We start from the raw sequence: 17,936 nt of genomic DNA on the forward strand, positions 1-17,936 counted from the left end.
CGGTTATATCTGATTTGCGAACATTATCTTTGTGAACGAACCGCCAAGACGCAAAGAGCGCCAAGGAAGAGAGGAAGAGAAATGGAAAATCTTACAAATTGTTTATGGTGCTATATAGCAATCCTATTTGATTCGCGAACTCATCTTCTCTTTCCTCTGCGCCCTCGGCGTCCTCTGCGGTTCGTTAAAAAAATCTCACGAATCAAATGGAAATGCTATATACTCTCACTTCTTTTTCAAGCACTAAGCTTTTATAGGTGATTAATTATGAATAATATTTCTCAAAGAATTGCTGCTTTATCTCCGGAACAACGGGCGCTACTAGAACTACGACTTAAACAAAAGGGTTTGAGTCCTGTTAAAACTCAAGCAATTTCTCAACGGAAAGATTCCAACTCGTTGCCTTTATCTTTTCATCAACAACGGCTGTGGGTTCTTCATCAGCTAGAGCCAGATAGCCCTATTTACAATGTTCCCATTGCTATCCGATTGACAGGATTTTTGAATGTAAAAGCACTAGAAAAAAGCCTAAATCAAATTCGGCAGCGTCACGAAGTTCTGCAAACCCGTTTTATAGCGATGGGGGGGCAAGCCGTGCAGGAAAAGCTTTCAGATTTGGCGTTAAATCTGCCCGTAATTGATTTGCGGGATTTGCCTGAAAACGAACGGCAGCAGTTATTAGAAGATGTGAAAAAGGAGGAAGCGCAACGACCTTTTGACCTATCACAAGAACCACTGCTGCGAGTGAAGCTGTTGCATCTGAGTGAGACAGAACACCTGATGCTATTCACGATGCACCACATTGTTTCTGATGGTTGGTCTCGCGGTGTGATTATTCAAGAATTGGCAGAATTATATGAAGCTTTTTGTCAAGGAAATCCCTCACCTTTACCTGAACTTCCAATTCAGTATGCCGACTTTGCGGCATGGCAACGACAGCAGCTTGTGGGAGAAGTTCTAGAAACTCAGCTTAACTACTGGAAGCAGCAATTAACGGGTGCTTCCCCAATTCTGGAACTGCCTACAAATAGACCGCGACCAACTGTTAATACTTTTAAGGGCGCTAGGCAATTTTTCACCATTTCCCAACCGCTTGCCTTATCGCTGAGAACGTTGAGTCAGCAGTCAGAAAGTACGCTATTTATGACGCTATTAGCGGCTTTTAACACGCTGCTTTACCGCTATACGGGGCAGCAAGATATCTCGATTGGCACTCCCATGACCAATCGCACCCAAAAGGAAACCGAGCCTCTGATTGGGTTCTTTGTCAACACGCTGGTTTTACGCACGCTGCTGTCTGAAAACATCAGTTTTCGAGAATTGCTGGCGAGGGTGCGCGAAGTGGCACTACAAGCCTATGCTCACCAGGATCTGCCCTTTGAAAAGCTGGTAGAGGAACTACAGCCAAGTCGCGATCGCAGTTATACACCCCTGTTCCAGGTGATGTTTGCCCTCCACACTGCCCCTAAAACAGCGTTGCAGTTACCAGGTCTGAGTTTGAGCCTTTTGGAGGTGGAAACTGGCACAGCGAAGTTTGATTTGACGCTAGAGATAACGGATACCGAGCAAGGACTGACAGGGTCGTTAGAGTACAACACTGATTTATTTGATGAAGCCACGATTACTCGGATGCTGGGGCATTTTCAAACGCTGCTAGAAGGCATTGTGGCGAATCCCGATCGCCGTTTGTCGGACTTGCCATTATTGACGGAGGCGGAAAGATATCAGTTGTTGGTGGAGTGGAATCAGACTCAGACTGATTACCCCGCCGATAGCTGCTTTCATCAGTTGTTTGAACAGCAGGTCGAGAAAACACCGGATGCGATCGCGCTAACCGCACGCTCCGCGAACGCCCTCACATTTGAAGAACAACATCTCACCTACAAACAATTAAATGAACGTGCGAACCAACTGGCGAATTATCTACAAAAACAGAGGATAACAACCGAATCTCTGGTTGGCATCTGTGTAGAACGCTCTTTGGAGATGATGGTCGGACTCATTGGCATTCTTAAAGCGGGGGGAGCTTATGTGCCGTTAGACCCTTCTTATCCTCAAGAGCGCCTATCTTTCATGCTGTCAGACGCTCAGATGCCCGTGTTGTTAACTCAACAGCATTTGGTCGAAAAGCTCCCTTACCACACCGCTAAAGTTATTTGTTTAGATGCAGAATGGGATTGGATTGCCCAAGAAAGTATAGCCAGTCCAGCCAGTGAAGTTAACGCTGATAATCTCGCCTACGTCATCTATACTTCTGGTTCCACGGGTAAGCCAAAAGGAACCTTGATTCCCCATCGGGGATTGGTGAACTACTTAAGTTGGTGTTCGCAAGCTTATGCCGTCGAAGCCGGAAAAGGCGCTCCAGTTCACTCTTCCTTGAGCTTCGATATGACGATTACCGGATTATTTTCACCTTTATTAGTGGGGAATCGGGTAATCTTGCTTTCTGAAGCGCAGGGTATCGAAGCTCTGAGTATTGCGCTGCGTCAAGGTGGTGACTTTAGTTTAATTAAAATCACCCCGGCTCAGTTGGATTTGCTGCGCCATCAGTTAGTACCTGAGGAAGTCGCAGGTCGAACCAAAGCCTTTATTATTGGCGGCGAAAATCTTTTAGCTCAAAGCCTTGAATTTTGGCGAAAATTTGCTCCAGATACTGTGTTGGTAAATGAATATGGCCCTACAGAAACGGTTGTGGGATGCTGCATTTATCAAGTTCCTTTAGGCAAGCATCAATCAGGCTCGGTTCCGATTGGTCGTCCGATTGCCAATACGCAACTTTATATTTTGGATCGGCATCTGCAACCTGTTCCAATTGGCGTAATTGGTGAGCTACATATCGGCGGTGCAGGAGTGGCGCGAGGGTATTTAAATCGTCCAGAACTGACAGCAGAGAAGTTTATTCCGAATCCGTTTAAAGACCTAACCCCCCAACCCCCTTCCCTGCGAGGGAAGGGGGAGTCCGGCTCTCCTCTCCTAGCAGGAGAGGGGCTGGGGGAGAGGTCGCGCCTTTATAAAACGGGGGATTTGGCGCGTTACCGAACTGATGGCACGATTGAGTATCTGGGAAGATGCGATCGCCAAATCAAGCTCAGAGGCTTTCGGATTGAACTGGAAGAAATCGAGTCGGTGTTAGCACAACACCCCCAAATTCGAGACGTGGTGGTGCTAATTCGGGAAGATGAACCGGGACATAAATTGGTGGCTTATGTTGTTCCTAAGTCAGCAGCAGTCCCCACAGTTAACGAATTGCGCTCTTACTTACAACAGAAACTGCAAGAGTATTCGATCCCATCTGCCTTTGTAACTTTGGAGTCTTTACCGCTAACTCCCAACGGCAAGATAGATCGTCAAGGATTGCCATCTCCGGGGATAGCCAGACCCAACTTAGACGATGCGTTTGTGGCACCTAGAACGCCCGCAGAGCAAGTGTTGGCAGAGATTTGGCGCGAAGTTCTCAAGCTGGAGCAAGTTGGCATCCACGACAACTTCTTTGCTTTGGGTGGTGATTCGATTCGGAGTATACAAGTGCGATCGCTTGTCCAAAACCGAGGCTTAAACTTCTCTCTTCAACAACTCTTCCAATATCAAACGATTTCTGAACTTGCACCACATCTAGAAGCGAGTGAAATTGAAAAGACTGCTCCCGTTGCACCTTTTAGCCTCATTTCCGAAGCAGATCGCCAAAAATTACCCAATGAAATCGAGGACGCCTATCCCCTCACCAAGTTGCAAGCGGGGATGCTGTTCCATAGCCAATACAGTCCAGAAACAGCAGTTTATCACGACATTGTAAGCTTCCAGGTGCAAGCAACTTTTGACCTCGAAGCACTGCAAACAGCGATTCACCATTTAATCAGTCGTCATGCAGTGTTACGCACCAGCTTCGATTTAACTAGCTTCAAGGAACCCCTACAACTTGTTCATCAGACAAATATCCCTGGCGATTGCAAATCGCGGCTATACGAACAAAGTCCGCCTGCACGGACTATAGAACTCGCGCAGGCGGGTTTAGCCTGTGTAGAAACGAATTCCATTCGCCCTTCTGACAAAACTAGAATGCTCCCAGTTCCTCTGCAAGTAGAAGATTGGCGTCATCTTTCTGACACTGAACAAGTAGACGCACTCACGAATTGGTTTGAAATTGAAAAAAGCCGAAACTTTGATTGGACTCTTCCTCCTCTTCTGAAATTCCAGGTACATCGCCGTAGGGAGTCAACATTTCAACTCACTCTCAGCTTCCACCATGCTATTCTCGACGGCTGGAGCGTAGCTTCTTTATTTTCCGAGTTGTTTCAACAGTATTCTGCGTTGCTGAAAGGTGAAAAAACTTTGGCAACGCCATCACCTGTTAGTAATTTCCGAGATTTTGTATCTTTAGAAAGTCAAGCGATCGCTTCCGAGGAATGTCGCAATTTTTGGTGCGAGAAGTTAAAAGACAGTACCATTACCAAACTGCCTCGCTGGTTTCCTCGCGCTGAAGAAACGCATCAAAACAAACTTTGCGTAGAGGAAATTTTCCTTTCTTCTGAGACTTCCGCAAATTTAAAGCAACTCGCTGAATTTGCAAGCGTTCCCCTAAAAACTGTTCTACTTGCAGCACATCTACGAGTATTAAGTTTATTGAGTGGTCAATCAACAGTTTTAACTGGCTTAGTCTCCAATGGAAGGCTAGAAAAAAAAGATGGGGAAAAGGTTCTAGGACTTTTCCTGAACACGTTACCATTTTGCAAAGAATTGCCAGGAGGAACCTGGATAGATTTGGTAAAAGAAACTTTTGCCTCTGAGGGGAAATTGCTACCCTTTCGGCGCTATCCCCTGCCAGAGTTGCAGAAAGAGCTAAATAGAGAATTGCTTTTTGAAACGGCTTTTAACTTCACGCACTTTCATGTTTATGAAAGTGTTTTAGGGTTGGAAAATATTGAGATATTAGACGCGACCTTCTTTGAAGAGACAAACTTTGCTTTAATTGCTAATTTTGTTTTGAATCCAGTAAGCGATCGCGTTCAAGTAAAGCTGGAATATCAAGCCTCATTTTCTCAAGAAGAAAGAGAGGCGATTAGGGGATATTACGCTAAGACTCTTGAAGTCATGGCAAGCCAACCTTCGGCACGTTATGAGTTATCGACTCTGCTTTCTGAACCAGAACAACATCAGTTACTCGTAGAGTGGAACGAGACTCAGGTTGATTACCCGAAAGATGCGTGTCTTCATCAGCTGATTGAAGCTCAGGTAGAAAAAATACCAGATAATATTGCTGTTGTTTTTGAAAGCAAACAATTAACTTATCAAAAATTAAATCAACAAGCCAACCAAGTAGCGCATCGCTTGCAAAAGCTAGGCGTAAAACCAGAAGTTTTGGTTGGTATTTGTATGGAACGCTCCCTAGAAATGGTGGTGGGATTACTTGGCATTCTGAAAGCCGGTGGAGCTTATGTTCCACTCGATCCATCCTATCCCCAAGAGCGCCTAGCTTTCATGCTTGAAGATGCTGGGGTTCCCGTGCTGCTAACTCAACAGCATTTAGTCGAAAATCTTCCCAAACACAATGCTCAAGTTTTATGCCTCGATGCAGATTGGGAAAGCATTGCCAAAGAGAGCGTAGAAAATCCTTCTACCAGGGTGACTGCGGAAAATTTAGCTTACGTTATTTACACCTCTGGCTCCACAGGAACTCCCAAAGGGGCGATGAATACCCATCTGGGTATCTGCAATCGCTTACTGTGGATGCAGGACACTTATCAACTAACAGAAACAGACCGAGTTTTACAGAAAACTCCCTTCAGCTTTGATGTTTCTGTTTGGGAATTTTTCTTGCCTTTGCTAACTGGATCTCGTCTAGTTGTGGCTCGACCAGGAGGACATCAAGATAGCGCTTATTTAGTGGAGCTGATTGCCCAAGAGCAAATCACTACCATTCATTTTGTGCCGCCAATGCTTCAGGTTTTCCTAGAAGAATTGGAAGTACAAAAATGTCAATGTCTCAAACGAGTGATTTGCAGTGGCGAGGCTTTATCCTACGAACTTCAGCAACGCTTCTTTGCGCGGTTGGACGCCCAATTACACAATCTTTATGGCCCAACGGAAGCAGCCATTGATGTCACGTATTGGGCTTGTCAACGGGAAAGCGAACTCCCTATCGTTCCGATTGGTCGCGCGATCGCGAATACTCAACTCTATATCCTCGATCGCCACCTGCAACCCGTTCCAGTAGGTGTGGCTGGGGAACTTCACATCGGCGGCGTTGGCTTAGCGCGAGGCTATCTCAATCGTCCTGATTTAACAGCCCAGAAGTTTATTTCTAATCCGTTTAAAAACCTAACCCCCCAGCCCCCTTCCCTACGAGGGAAGGGGGAGAATTGCTTCCCTCCCCTCGTAGGGGAGGGGAGGGGAGAGAGTCGCTTATACAAAACTGGAGATTTGGCGCGTTATCTACCTGATGGCAACATTGAGTTTCTCGGCAGGATTGATAATCAGGTAAAACTGCGGGGTTTCCGCATCGAACTGGGAGAAATTGAAGCAGCGCTAATGCAGCACCCAGCTATTCGAGAAACAGTAGTTTTGCTGCGAGAGGATAACCCAGGTGACAAGCGTTTAGTCGCTTACATTGTGCCGAAAGAACAAGCAACCGGCATTCACGATCTACGCGACTTCTTGAAGCAGAAACTGCCGAGTTATATGGTGCCATCTGCCTTCATGTTTTTAGAGGCTTTACCTTTAACTGCAAATGGCAAAATCGAGCGTGGAGCATTACCTGTACCGGAAAATCTATCTTCATCGGCAGTTGTTTATATCGCTCCCCGGAATCCGGTTGAAGAAAAGCTAGCGCAACTTTGGACTGAAGTCCTCGACCTTGAACGGGTAGGCATTTACGACAACTTCTTTGAGTTGGGTGGTAACTCTTTAGTAGCAACTCAACTGATTTCTAAGGTGCGTCGCACATTTCAAGTAGAAATTCCTTTGCGAAATTTATTTGAGTTGCCAACAATTGCTGGACTTGCTGAAAGCATTTCCCAAACTAAAGAGAGTAACGCTGATGCTCAGAAAGCGGCGATTCAGCCAATTTCCAGAACGGCTCATCGCGGTTCCCATAATCAATCAAAAAAGGGAGAGTAAACAATGACATTGCATTCTTCCTGGGACGCTACAACAGACATTCAAGAAGACGATATTTTCGTTCTTCCAACTTCTTTTGCACAAGCAAGATTGTGGTTTCTGGATCAATTTGAACCAGGCAGTCCTTTCTACAACATTCCTGCCGCTGTCCGCCTTACAGGGAAGCTGAATGTTGTCGCTTTGGAGCAAAGTCTCAATGAAATGGTGCAACGCCATGAAGCTTTGCGGACGACGTTTGCGGTTGAAGATGGTCAGCCAGTGCAAGTTATCCGAGCCAGCTTGACTCTAAACTTGCCGATTGTAGATTTAACAGCGCTACCTGCAAGTGAGCGAGAAGCTGAGATTTATGCAAGAGCAAATGCGGAAATCCAACAACCTTTTGATTTAACTAAAGTTCTTCTGTGGCGAGTCACGCTGTTACGACTAGATGAAGCAGATCATGTGTTGCTACTGACCATGCACCATATCATCTCTGATGGTTGGTCTTTGGGGGTATTTCTGCGAGAAATGGCAGCACTTTACGAAGCCTTTTCTAATCGCAACCCCTCACCGCTTCCGGAACTTCCAATTCAGTATGCAGACTTTGCTGTTTGGCAGCGTGACTGGCTTCAGGGGAAAGTTTTGGAAACTCAGCTCAATTACTGGAAACAACAATTGAGTGGTTCTTTGCCAGTGCTGCAACTGCCAAGCGATCGCCCTCGACCTGCTATTCAGTCTTACACGGGTAGAAAACAATTCTTCACCCTCTCCAAGTCTTTAACAGCAGCGCTTAAATCTCTAAGTCAGCAAACGGGTGTGACTTTGTTTATGACAATGCTGGCGGCATTCAAGACGCTAGCACACCGTTACACAAACCAAGATGACCTGATTGTGGGGAGCGCGATCGCTAATCGCAATCGAGAGGAAGTTGAGGGACTAATTGGGTTGTTTGTCAATACCTTGGTGCTGCGAACCGATCTCAGTGGCAATCCCACTTTCCGAGAGTTGCTGAATCGCGTTCGGGAAGTAACGTTAGGTGCTTATGCTCACCAGGATTTGCCCTTTGAAAAGCTAGTAGAAGAACTCCAACCAGAACGGGATTTGAGCCAAAATCCTCTATTTCAGGTGTGGTTTGCCTTGAACAACGCTCCCATGCCAGCGATGCAACTGGCGTCGGGACTAACTTTGAGTCCCTTGGAAGTGGATAGCGGGACGGCACAGTTCGATTTGAGCCTGGATATGGTCGAACGGGGAGAAGAATTGATTGGCTCGTTTGAGTACAATACTGACCTGTTTGACGCGACCACGATTACTCGCATGGTGGGGCATTTTCAAACCTTGCTGGAAGGCATTGTCGCTGATTGCGATCGCCACCTATCACATTTGCCGTTGTTGACAGAAGTCGAACAGCATCAGTTGCTAGTTGACTGGAATGACACCCAAGCGAATTACCCTCAAAATCACTGTATTCATCAGTTATTTGAAGCGCAGGTAGAGAAGACCCCAGATGCAGTTGCCGTTGTATTTGAGAACCAACAACTAACTTATACAGAACTCAATGCCAAGGCGAATCAACTAGCGCATCACTTGCAAAAGCTAGGGGTAAAACCAGAAGTTTTGGTAGGCATCTGTGTAGAACGCTCCCTAGAGATGATTGTCGGAATTTTAGGCATTCTCAAAGCGGGTGGGGCTTATGTACCGCTAGACCCTGCCTATCCTTCAGAGCGCTTGACTTTCATGTTGTCAGATACCCAAGTGCCTGTGCTTTTGACTCAACATCTGCTGTTAAAGAGTCTGCCTCAACACAAAGCAAAAGTTGTGTGTCTCGATGCAGACTGGGAGGTAATTTCACAAAATAGTACCAAGAATCCACTTACCAAAGTGACTGCCGAGAACCTGGCATATATCATCTATACCTCCGGTTCTACTGGCAAAGCGAAAGGAGTGATGATTCAGCATAGCAGCCTGGTTAGTATCTATCTAGCTTGGGAAGAAACTTATCAACTTCGCGCTGCACAAAGTTGTCACCTTCAGATGGCGAATTTCTCCTTCGATGTATTTACAGGAGACTTCGTTCGCGCCTTATGTTCTGGTGGGAAGTTGGTTCTGTGTCCCCGCGAATTCTTACTAGAGCCGCCAAAGCTTTATGAGTTGATGATCCAGGAAAAAGTGAATTGTGCGGAATTTGTTCCGGCTGTTTTAAGGGGTTTAGTTCAATATGTAGAGGATAACAAAAAACGTCTCGATTTTATGCGGCTGCTAATTTGCGGCTCTGATAGTTGGTATGTACGAGAGTATGAAAAAAATCGCAAGTTTTGTGGAAGTCAGACGCGACTGATTAACTCTTTTGGCTTGACAGAAGCCACGATTGATAGTTCTTATTTTGAAGGAACGGCTAATTTATCTAGTGAGCAGTTAGTACCAATTGGGCGTCCCTTTACCAACACTCAGCTTTACATCTTAGACTCCCATTTACAGCCACTACCTGTCGGCGTTCCTGGCGAATTGTACGTTGGCGGTGCTGGTTTGGCGCGGGGTTATCTCAACCGTCCTGAGTTGACACAAGAGAAGTTTATTTCTAATCCTTTTAGAGTAAGAACCTCATCCCCTAGCCCTCTCTCCGCAAGCAGAGTAAGGGGACAAAAAATTTGTAATGAGCCAGAGTCCCGTCTCTATAAAACTGGAGATTTAGCGCGGTTTCTGCCTGATGGGAATATTGAGTTTATTGGCAGAATTGACTATCAAGTAAAAATTCGCGGCTACCGGATTGAGCTAGGAGAAATTGAGGGGGTGTTAAGTCAACATCCTGCGGTGCGTGGGGCTGTGGTTTTAGCTGGCGAGAATGAACCTGGAAACCAACGCTTGATTGCTTATATAGTGAGGAATATTAGTAATGTTGAATTAAGGCAAACGCACGGCTGCACGTCCCTACAAGATTCAGAATTAATTAAAGAATTGCGTGGTTTTTTTAAGGAAAAGCTACCGCATTATATGGTGCCATCGGCTTTTGTGGTGTTGGAGACTTTACCACTAACACCTAATGGCAAATTAGATAGGCGATCGCTTCCAGTTCCCGATCCCACCCGTTCCCAAGTCGAAGCAGCTTATACCGCACCTCAAACCATCACCGAGGAATTTCTCGCAAGAGTTTGGTCGCAGGTTCTGGGAGTTGATAAAATTGGCATTTACGATAACTTCTTTGAGTTAGGTGGAGATTCTATCCTGAGTCTTCAGATAATTTCTAAAGCGCGTGATGCAGGACTTCAGATAAGTCCAAAACAAATTTTTCAATATCAAACAATCGCAGAGTTAGCGGCGGTAGCAGGGACGACGCAGACGACGATTGAAGCCGAACAAGGTATCGTCACTGGATCGGTACTTCTGACACCAATTCAGCAATGGTTCTTTGAACAAAATTTACTCGATGTTCACCACTGGAATCAGGCAGTTTTGCTGGAAACCCGGCAACGCCTGGATGTCAATCAGTTAAAAAAGGTGGTACAGGCATTACTGAAGCATCACGATTCCCTTCGATTACATTTTGTCAAGGATGCATCCGGTTGGCAACAGTTTTACGCTGATGTTGATGAAGTAATACCACTCATCAAACTTGATTTTTCTAACCTGCCAGAAAATCAGCAAAAGCAAGCGATTGAAGACACGGCTAATGAACTTCAAGCTAGCTTAAATTTATCTAAAGGGTCACTGATTCGAGTTGTTTTATTCCAGCTTGGCGACAATCAGCCGAACCGTTTGTTGATTGTCATCCATCACTTAGCAGTTGATGGTGTTTCCTGGCGAGTTTTACTTGAAGATTTACAGACAAGTTACGAACAAATCAGTCAAGGCAAATCAATTCAGCTTCCGCCTAAAACAACTTCGTTTAAACAGTGGTCTGAACAACTACGAGAATATGCAAATTCAGCCGCCTTAAAGCAAGAACTAAATTATTGGCTAACAGAATTGCAAAAACCGATTTCTTGCTTACCCATAGATGCTAACGGAATAGATGCTAACGGAATAGATGCTAACGGAATAGATGCTAACGGAATCAATACAATGGCTACGGCTCAAACTGTATCCGTTAGCTTGAGTCAAGAAGAAACTCAAGCTCTATTACAAGAGGTTCCCAAGGTTTATAACACCCAAATAAACGATGTGTTACTAACCGCTTTGGGACAAGCTTTTTCACAATGGACGGGGATGGATTCGGTTCTCGTGGATCTGGAAGGACACGGACGAGAGACGTTCTCAGAATCAATCGATTTATCCCGCACTGTAGGCTGGTTTACTTCAGTCTTTCCTGTGCTGCTGAATGTAGGTAAAAATTGCAAACCCGGAGAAGCTTTAAAAGCAGTTAAAGAACAACTCCGCCGGATTCCCAATCGTGGCTTTGGCTATGGTGTGTTGCGCTACCTCAGCAGCGAAGAAGTCGCCTTGGCACTAAAAGCATTGCCTCAAGCGGAGGTAACTTTCAACTATCTTGGTCAATTCGACCAAAGTTTACCGCCATCCTCGCTATTTAAAATCGCCTCTGAATCTACTGGAAACCTTTACAGCCCACGGGGAAGCCGAGCCTATCTATTAGAAATTAATGGATTAGTTGCAGTCGGTCAACTGCGCCTGGAATGGAGTTTTAGCGAATCAGTACATCGCCGGGAAACAGTGCAGCGACTGGCAGAGGGATATATAGAGGCGTTGCGATCGCTTATTGCCCACTGTCAATCTCCAGAAGCAGGCGGCTACACTCCTTCAGACTTTATCGCCGCCAAAGCCAGTACCAGCGACTTTGACAAGTTGCTAGCCCAAATTAGTCAATCTACCAAAGGCAGCCGCCATGAAAGTTGAAAATCTAGAAGACATTTACGAACTTTCACCGATGCAGCAGGGGTTGCTGTTTCATACGCTGTATGCCCCAAAATCGGCAATGTATTTCGAGCAGTATAGCTGGACGGTGCAAGGAGATTTTAATGCCTTGGCGTTTAAGCAAGCTTGGCAAAGCGTAATCGACAGACATCCGATTTTGCGAACTGCCTTCTTTTGGGAAGATTTGGAAAAGCCTTATCAAGTGGTATACCGCCAAGCTGAACTAATTTGGGAGGAACAAGATTGGCGGCATTCGCAGGAGTTGCAAGCAGAACGGTTAGAAATGTTTTTGCAGGCAGATCGCGATCGCGATTTCGACCTTTCCCAAGCCCCCTTGATGCGTCTCGGCTTGATTCGGTTGGCAAATGATACCTATCAAGTGGTTTGGAGCCATCACCACATCCTTTTAGATGGTTGGTCGGGTCCCTTGGTATTTCAGGAAGTTTACGCCTTTTATCAAGCCTTCTGCCAAGGTCAAGAATTACACCTGGAACGCCCCCGTCCCTTCCGGGAATACATTACTTGGCTACAGCAGCAAGATTTGTCGAAAGCGGAAGCGTTCTGGAGAAAGACACTGCAAGGCTTTACCGCACCGACTCCTCTAGGGCTAGACCGGATGCACAATCGGGCGAGTCTAGAAAACAACGACAACGAGCAGCAAATGAAGCTATCGCAGGCTGTCAGCACTGCTCTGGAAGCCTTAGCACGTCAGCATCGCTTAACCATTAACACTTTAGTGCAAGGAGCCTGGGCGATTCTGCTGAGTCGCTACAGTGGCGAACAGGATGTAATTTTTGGGGCGATTTCTTCTGGGCGTCCAACCGATTTAGTGGGGGTTGAATCGATTGTCGGGATGTTTGTCAACACCTTGCCAATGCGGGTATATGTCAATCCCGAAGCCGAACTTTTGCCCTGGTTAAATCGTTTTCAGGCTCAACAAGCAGAAATGCGTCAGTACGAGTATAGCCCTCTCGTCAAAATTCAGGGATGGAGTGAAATTCCTGCCAACGTATCTTTCTTTGAGAGCATTGTCACCTTAGAAAACTATCCCGTTGAACCGGAACAATGGGAAGAAAATCAGAACCTAAAGATATACAATTTGCAGGTTTTTGAGAAGACAAACTATCCCCTAACGATCATGGCAGGAACGGGAACCCAGTTGTCGCTCAGAATTTTGTACGACGATCGCCGTTTTGATACCGCCACAATTAGCCGGATGTTGGGACATTTCCAAACATTGTTGGAAAGTATTGCCGCTAATCCTAATCAGCGTCTTGGCGACTTACCAATTTTGACCGCCGCAGAACGGTATCAGTTGTTGTTGGACTGGAACAATATTCAGGCGCAGGATAATGTAAAGACACGATTAATCGCATCTATACAATCGATTCATCAGTTATTTGAACAACAGGTACAAAAGACACCTGATGCGGTTGCGGTAATTTTTGATAATCAACAGCTAACTTATACCGAACTCAATAGTCGAGCGAATCAATTAGCGCATCACCTGCAAAAACTTGGAGTGAAACCCGAAGTTCTCGTTGGCATTTGCATGGAACGCTCTTTGGAAATGGTGATTGGACTTTTGGGGATTCTCAAAGCAGGTGGTGCTTATGTACCGCTAGATCCCAAGTATCCCCAAGAACGCTTAGCGTTCATGTTAGAGGATACGCAAGCATCGGTATTGTTGACGCAACAGCAACTGATTGAGAGTCTTCCTAAACACAATGCGAAGGTTGTTTCTCTAGACTCTGACTGGGACATGATTGCTCAGTCAAACCCGGAAAATCCTACCACTCAAGTAAGCGCAGATAACCTCGCCTACATCATTTATACTTCTGGTTCTACTGGCAAACCGAAAGGGGTTGCGATCGCACATTACAACACTGTGGCGCTAATTGATTGGGCGAAAACAGTGTTTACACCAGCGGATATGGCAGGGGTTTTGGCTTCTACTTCTATCTGCTTCGATTTGTCAATTTTTGAATTGTTTGTGCCCTTAAGCTGCGGTGGTACGGTCATTCTGGCTGAAAACGCCTTGTATTTGCCGACTTTACCAGTGGCGGATCGGGTGACGTTAATCAATACTGTGCCCAGTGCGATCGCGTCCTTACTCCGAGATAACGCTATCCCCGCAACAGTCCGCACCGTGAATCTTGCTGGCGAACCCCTGCCAAATAATCTGGTGCAGCAACTCTATCAGCTAAACCACATCCAGCAGGTATTTAATCTCTACGGGCCTTCGGAAGATACTACCTATTCAACATACGCCTTAATCGAACGCGGTAGCCAAGGCACTCCGCCTATTGGTCGCCCGATTGCCAATACACAAGTCTATGTATTGGATAACTCTCTACAACCTGTCCCCATCGGCGTTGCTGGCGAACTCTATCTTGGCGGTGCAGGACTGGCGCGAGGTTATCTCAATCGTCCAGAACTGACAGCCGAAAAGTTTATTGCCAACCCATTTAATCAAAACCTAACCCCCCTGCCCCCTTCCCTACGAAGGAAGGGGGAGTCTGACGCCCCTTCCCTCGTAAGCGAGGGGTTGGGGGAGAGGTTGCGCCTCTATAAAACAGGAGATTTAGTTCGTTATCTTCCTGACGGCAACCTAGAGTTTTTAGGTCGAATTGACCATCAAGTAAAAATTCGCGGCTTCCGCATCGAATTAGGGGAAATTGAGGCTGTATTGGCTAAACATCCAGCCATTGAGAAAACCGTTGTCTTAGCTCAAGAGGACGACCTGAATACTCAGCGTCTTGTTGCTTATTTGACAACAAAACAACTTCCTCAAGATTCAGATAAATTGCCAGAAACACAATGGCATTCTGAGCAGGTATCGGAATGGGAAACAGTCTTTGAAAAGACTTATCACCAAAATTCCAATATTCAGGAAGATACTTTGAATATTAGTGGTTGGAATAGTAGCTATACAGGCTTACCAATTCCAGCCGAAGAAATGCGGATGTGGGTTGACTGCACTGTTGAGCAAATTCTCGCCTTAAAACCCTCTCGCATTCTTGAAATTGGTTGTGGTTCTGGTCTACTTTTGTTCCCCATTGCGCCTCATTGTTCCCATTACTTGGGCACCGACTTCTCTCAATCTGCACTTGACTATATTCAGCAGCAATTAACAACGCAAAACCTGCCCCAAGTAACGCTAGATAGACGACTGGCAGATAACTTTGAGGGAATAGAAGCGGGTGCCTTCGACGTGGTGATTATTAACTCCGTGATTCAGTATTTCCCCAGCACTGACTATCTGTTGCGCGTCTTGGAAGGCGCTGTAAATGCTGTGAAACCAGGTGGTTCTATCTTCATTGGGGATGTGCGTAGTTTGCCGCTATTAGAAGCTTTCCATACTTCTGTACAACTGCATCAAGCTCCCTCTAACCTTTCTATAACTGAATTACGGCAGCGCATCCAAAAACGCTTACAACAAGAGCAGGAACTAATTATCGATCCGGAATTTTTCAGGGCACTGAAGCATGAATTTTCCAAAATTAGTCACGTCCAAATTCAACCCAAACCAGGTAAATACCAGAATGAATTGACCAAGTTTCGCTACGATGTGATTCTTCGAGTCAGTGCTGAAGTCGATTGTTTGCAAGATTTCCCTTGGCTAAATTGGCAGAAGCAAAATCCGACTCTTGGTATTCGTCAGTTACTGGAAGAAACCAACCCAGAGATTTTGGGAATCACGGGAATTCCTAATGCGCGTCTGCTATCTGAGATGAAAACTTTAGAATTGCTAGCTGAAAATGATGGAGGAGAAACTGTTGCCGATTTGCGAAAATCACTGCAAGAAAGCAATACAGAAGATGGGATTGAATCTGAAGAGATTCTAGCTCTAGGTCAAGACTTATCTTACTGCATTCAGCTTAATTATTCTGGCGATCATTACGATGCAGTAGTTGTGCATAAAACCTTGGCATCTCCAGCGAAATTACCAGCATTCTTGGAAACAAGTGTCAAAGTAAAACCTTGGAGAAACTATGCGAATAATCCGCTGCAAGGAAAAGTAACTCGTGAATTGGTTCCTCAATTGCGCGATTATTTGCAGGAGAAGCTGCCGGAATATATGGTGCCTTCTAACTTTATCCTGCTGGAAGAATTTCCTCTAACTCCGAATGGTAAAATCGATAGGCGATCGCTTATTACTCTCAGCCAATTCCGCCCAGAACTAGAAAAAACCTTTGTTGCGCCACGTACACCAATTGAACAAGCAGTTGCCAATATTTATGCCCAAATTCTAAATCTGCAGCCGGTAGGTTCCTCTGATAACTTCTTTGAATTAGGCGGTCACTCGCTACTCGCTACGCAAGTAACTTCCCGGTTGCGAGAAACATTCCAAGTCGAATTACCGCTACGGACTTTATTTGAGTCACCAACTGTTGCGGAATTAGCTGAAGTAATTTCCTCAGCTCAGCAAGCAAAACAAATAGATTCTAGTTCTATTGCGCCTATTTCCCGCAATCAGCCACTACCGCTATCTTTTGCTCAACAACGGCTGTGGTTTCTCGATAACCTGGAACCCGGTTCGCCTGACTATAATATTCCTGCACCAGTTCGCCTGGTAGGACAATTAGATGTTGCGGCGCTAGAGCAAAGCTTTAACGAAATTGTGCGGCGACACGAAATATTACGCACCCGTTTTGTGATGGAAGGGCAACCGATTCAAGAAATTGCTCCTGCTATGAAAGTGACATTTCCTATTATCGACTTGCAAGCTTTTCCAGAGGCGGATCGAGAAGTAAAAATTCAACGATTAATTGCCCAAGAAGCATTACAACCCTTCGATTTAACTCAAGCACCGCTGTTTCGGATTCAACTGCTGCAACTCGGTGAGGAAGAACATATTTTAGTTTTAGTTCTGCACCATATCATCTTCGATTTGTGGTCAATTGGAGTGATGTTGCAAGAAGTGACTGAACTCTACAAAGCTTTTACGACTGGGGAAATTTCTTTGCTGCCTGAATTACCGATTCAATACGCCGATTTTGCGGTTTGGCAGCGGCAATATCTCCAAGGAGAGGTGCTGGAAAAACATTTAAGTTATTGGAAACAGCAATTAAGCGGTAATTTACCATTAGAATTACCGAGCGATCGCTCTAGATCCGCCGTTCAGTCAAATCGAGGTGCTATCCATTATTTGGCTTTCCCCAAAGATTTGAGCGATGCAATTCAAGCTTTCAGTCAGAGGGAAGGAGCTACCTTATTTATGACGCTTTCGGCGGCGTTTAAAACCTTGCTCTATGCCTACACGGGACAGCAAGATATCCTCATCGGCTCGCCGATTGCTAATCGCGATCGCGTTGAACTAGAATCACTAATTGGCTTCTTTGTCAATACTTTAGTTCTCCGCACTGATTTATCTGGAAATCCCAGCTTTCGAGAATTATTAGCGCGGGTGCGCGAAGTCACTTTAGGCGCTTATGCTCACCAAGATTTGCCCTTTGAGAAGCTAGTAGAAGCGCTACAACCCAGCCGAAAACAAAGTGAATTTCCCTTATTTAAAGTCTGGTTTGCGCTGGAAAATGCCCCCATCCCAAATGTGAAACTGCCGAAATTAACGCTTAGTCCAGTTGACTTTTACAGCGGTATCGCGCGATACGACTTAAGGCTGGGGTTAACTGAAACAGCCGCATGTTTAAGAGGCTCATTAGAGTACAAAGCTGAGTTATTTGATGGCACAACCATTGCTCGAATCGTCGGACATTTAGAAGCTATTCTGCGACAAGCCGTGGCACAACCAGACATTCGATTAGAACAACTTTCAAGTGCGATCGCGCAAGCCGAACAACAACAGCAAATCGCCCAAGAAAAAGAACTCGCACAAACTAGCTTGCAAAAGTTAAAGCGAGTCAAACGCAAAGCTATGCATGGATAGAAACGCCCAGACATCAATTTCAGGGCTAATAGCAGAAGTCCGTTTTAACGGACTAATACATTCAAGATTTAGTCGGTTTCAACCGACT

The 17,936-nt window shown here is 45.5% G+C and carries 3 protein-coding genes; all 3 read left to right on the forward strand.

Translation table 11 applies throughout. The annotated features are described in order from the left end of the window. Positions 1-267 precede the first annotated feature (267 nt). From NDI44_RS12065 to NDI44_RS12075, 3 genes are read left to right on the forward strand one after another with little or no spacing between them, the layout of a single operon-like run. Positions 268-7,113: a non-ribosomal peptide synthetase gene (locus NDI44_RS12065; RefSeq protein WP_190415017.1), complete on the forward strand. Its 6,846-nt coding sequence runs from the start codon at positions 268-270 to the stop codon at positions 7,111-7,113. A 3-nt stretch (positions 7,114-7,116) separates the two neighbouring features. After that, positions 7,117-11,940: a non-ribosomal peptide synthetase gene (locus NDI44_RS12070; RefSeq protein ID WP_190415018.1), complete on the forward strand. Its 4,824-nt coding sequence runs from the start codon at positions 7,117-7,119 to the stop codon at positions 11,938-11,940. Continuing rightward, positions 11,930-17,848: a non-ribosomal peptide synthetase gene (locus NDI44_RS12075; RefSeq protein ID WP_190415019.1), complete on the forward strand. Its 5,919-nt coding sequence runs from the start codon at positions 11,930-11,932 to the stop codon at positions 17,846-17,848. The genes NDI44_RS12070 and NDI44_RS12075 overlap by 11 nt, the downstream gene beginning before the upstream one ends. The last annotated feature ends 88 nt before the right edge of the window (positions 17,849-17,936 follow it).

It is taken from the genome of Trichocoleus sp. DQ-A3 (genome assembly GCF_039961975.1).
In the GTDB taxonomy this organism is placed as follows: Bacteria; Cyanobacteriota; Cyanobacteriia; order Cyanobacteriales; family FACHB-T130; genus FACHB-T130.

Bases quoted from the DNA above. Each gene is read 5' to 3' on its own strand.
- NDI44_RS12065 (WP_190415017.1), top strand. From the start codon at position 268: ATGAATAATATTTCTCAAAGAATTGCTGCTTTATCTCCGGAACAACGG.
- NDI44_RS12070 (WP_190415018.1), top strand. From the start codon at position 7,117: ATGACATTGCATTCTTCCTGGGACGCTACAACAGACATTCAAGAAGAC.
- NDI44_RS12075 (WP_190415019.1), top strand. From the start codon at position 11,930: ATGAAAGTTGAAAATCTAGAAGACATTTACGAACTTTCACCGATGCAG.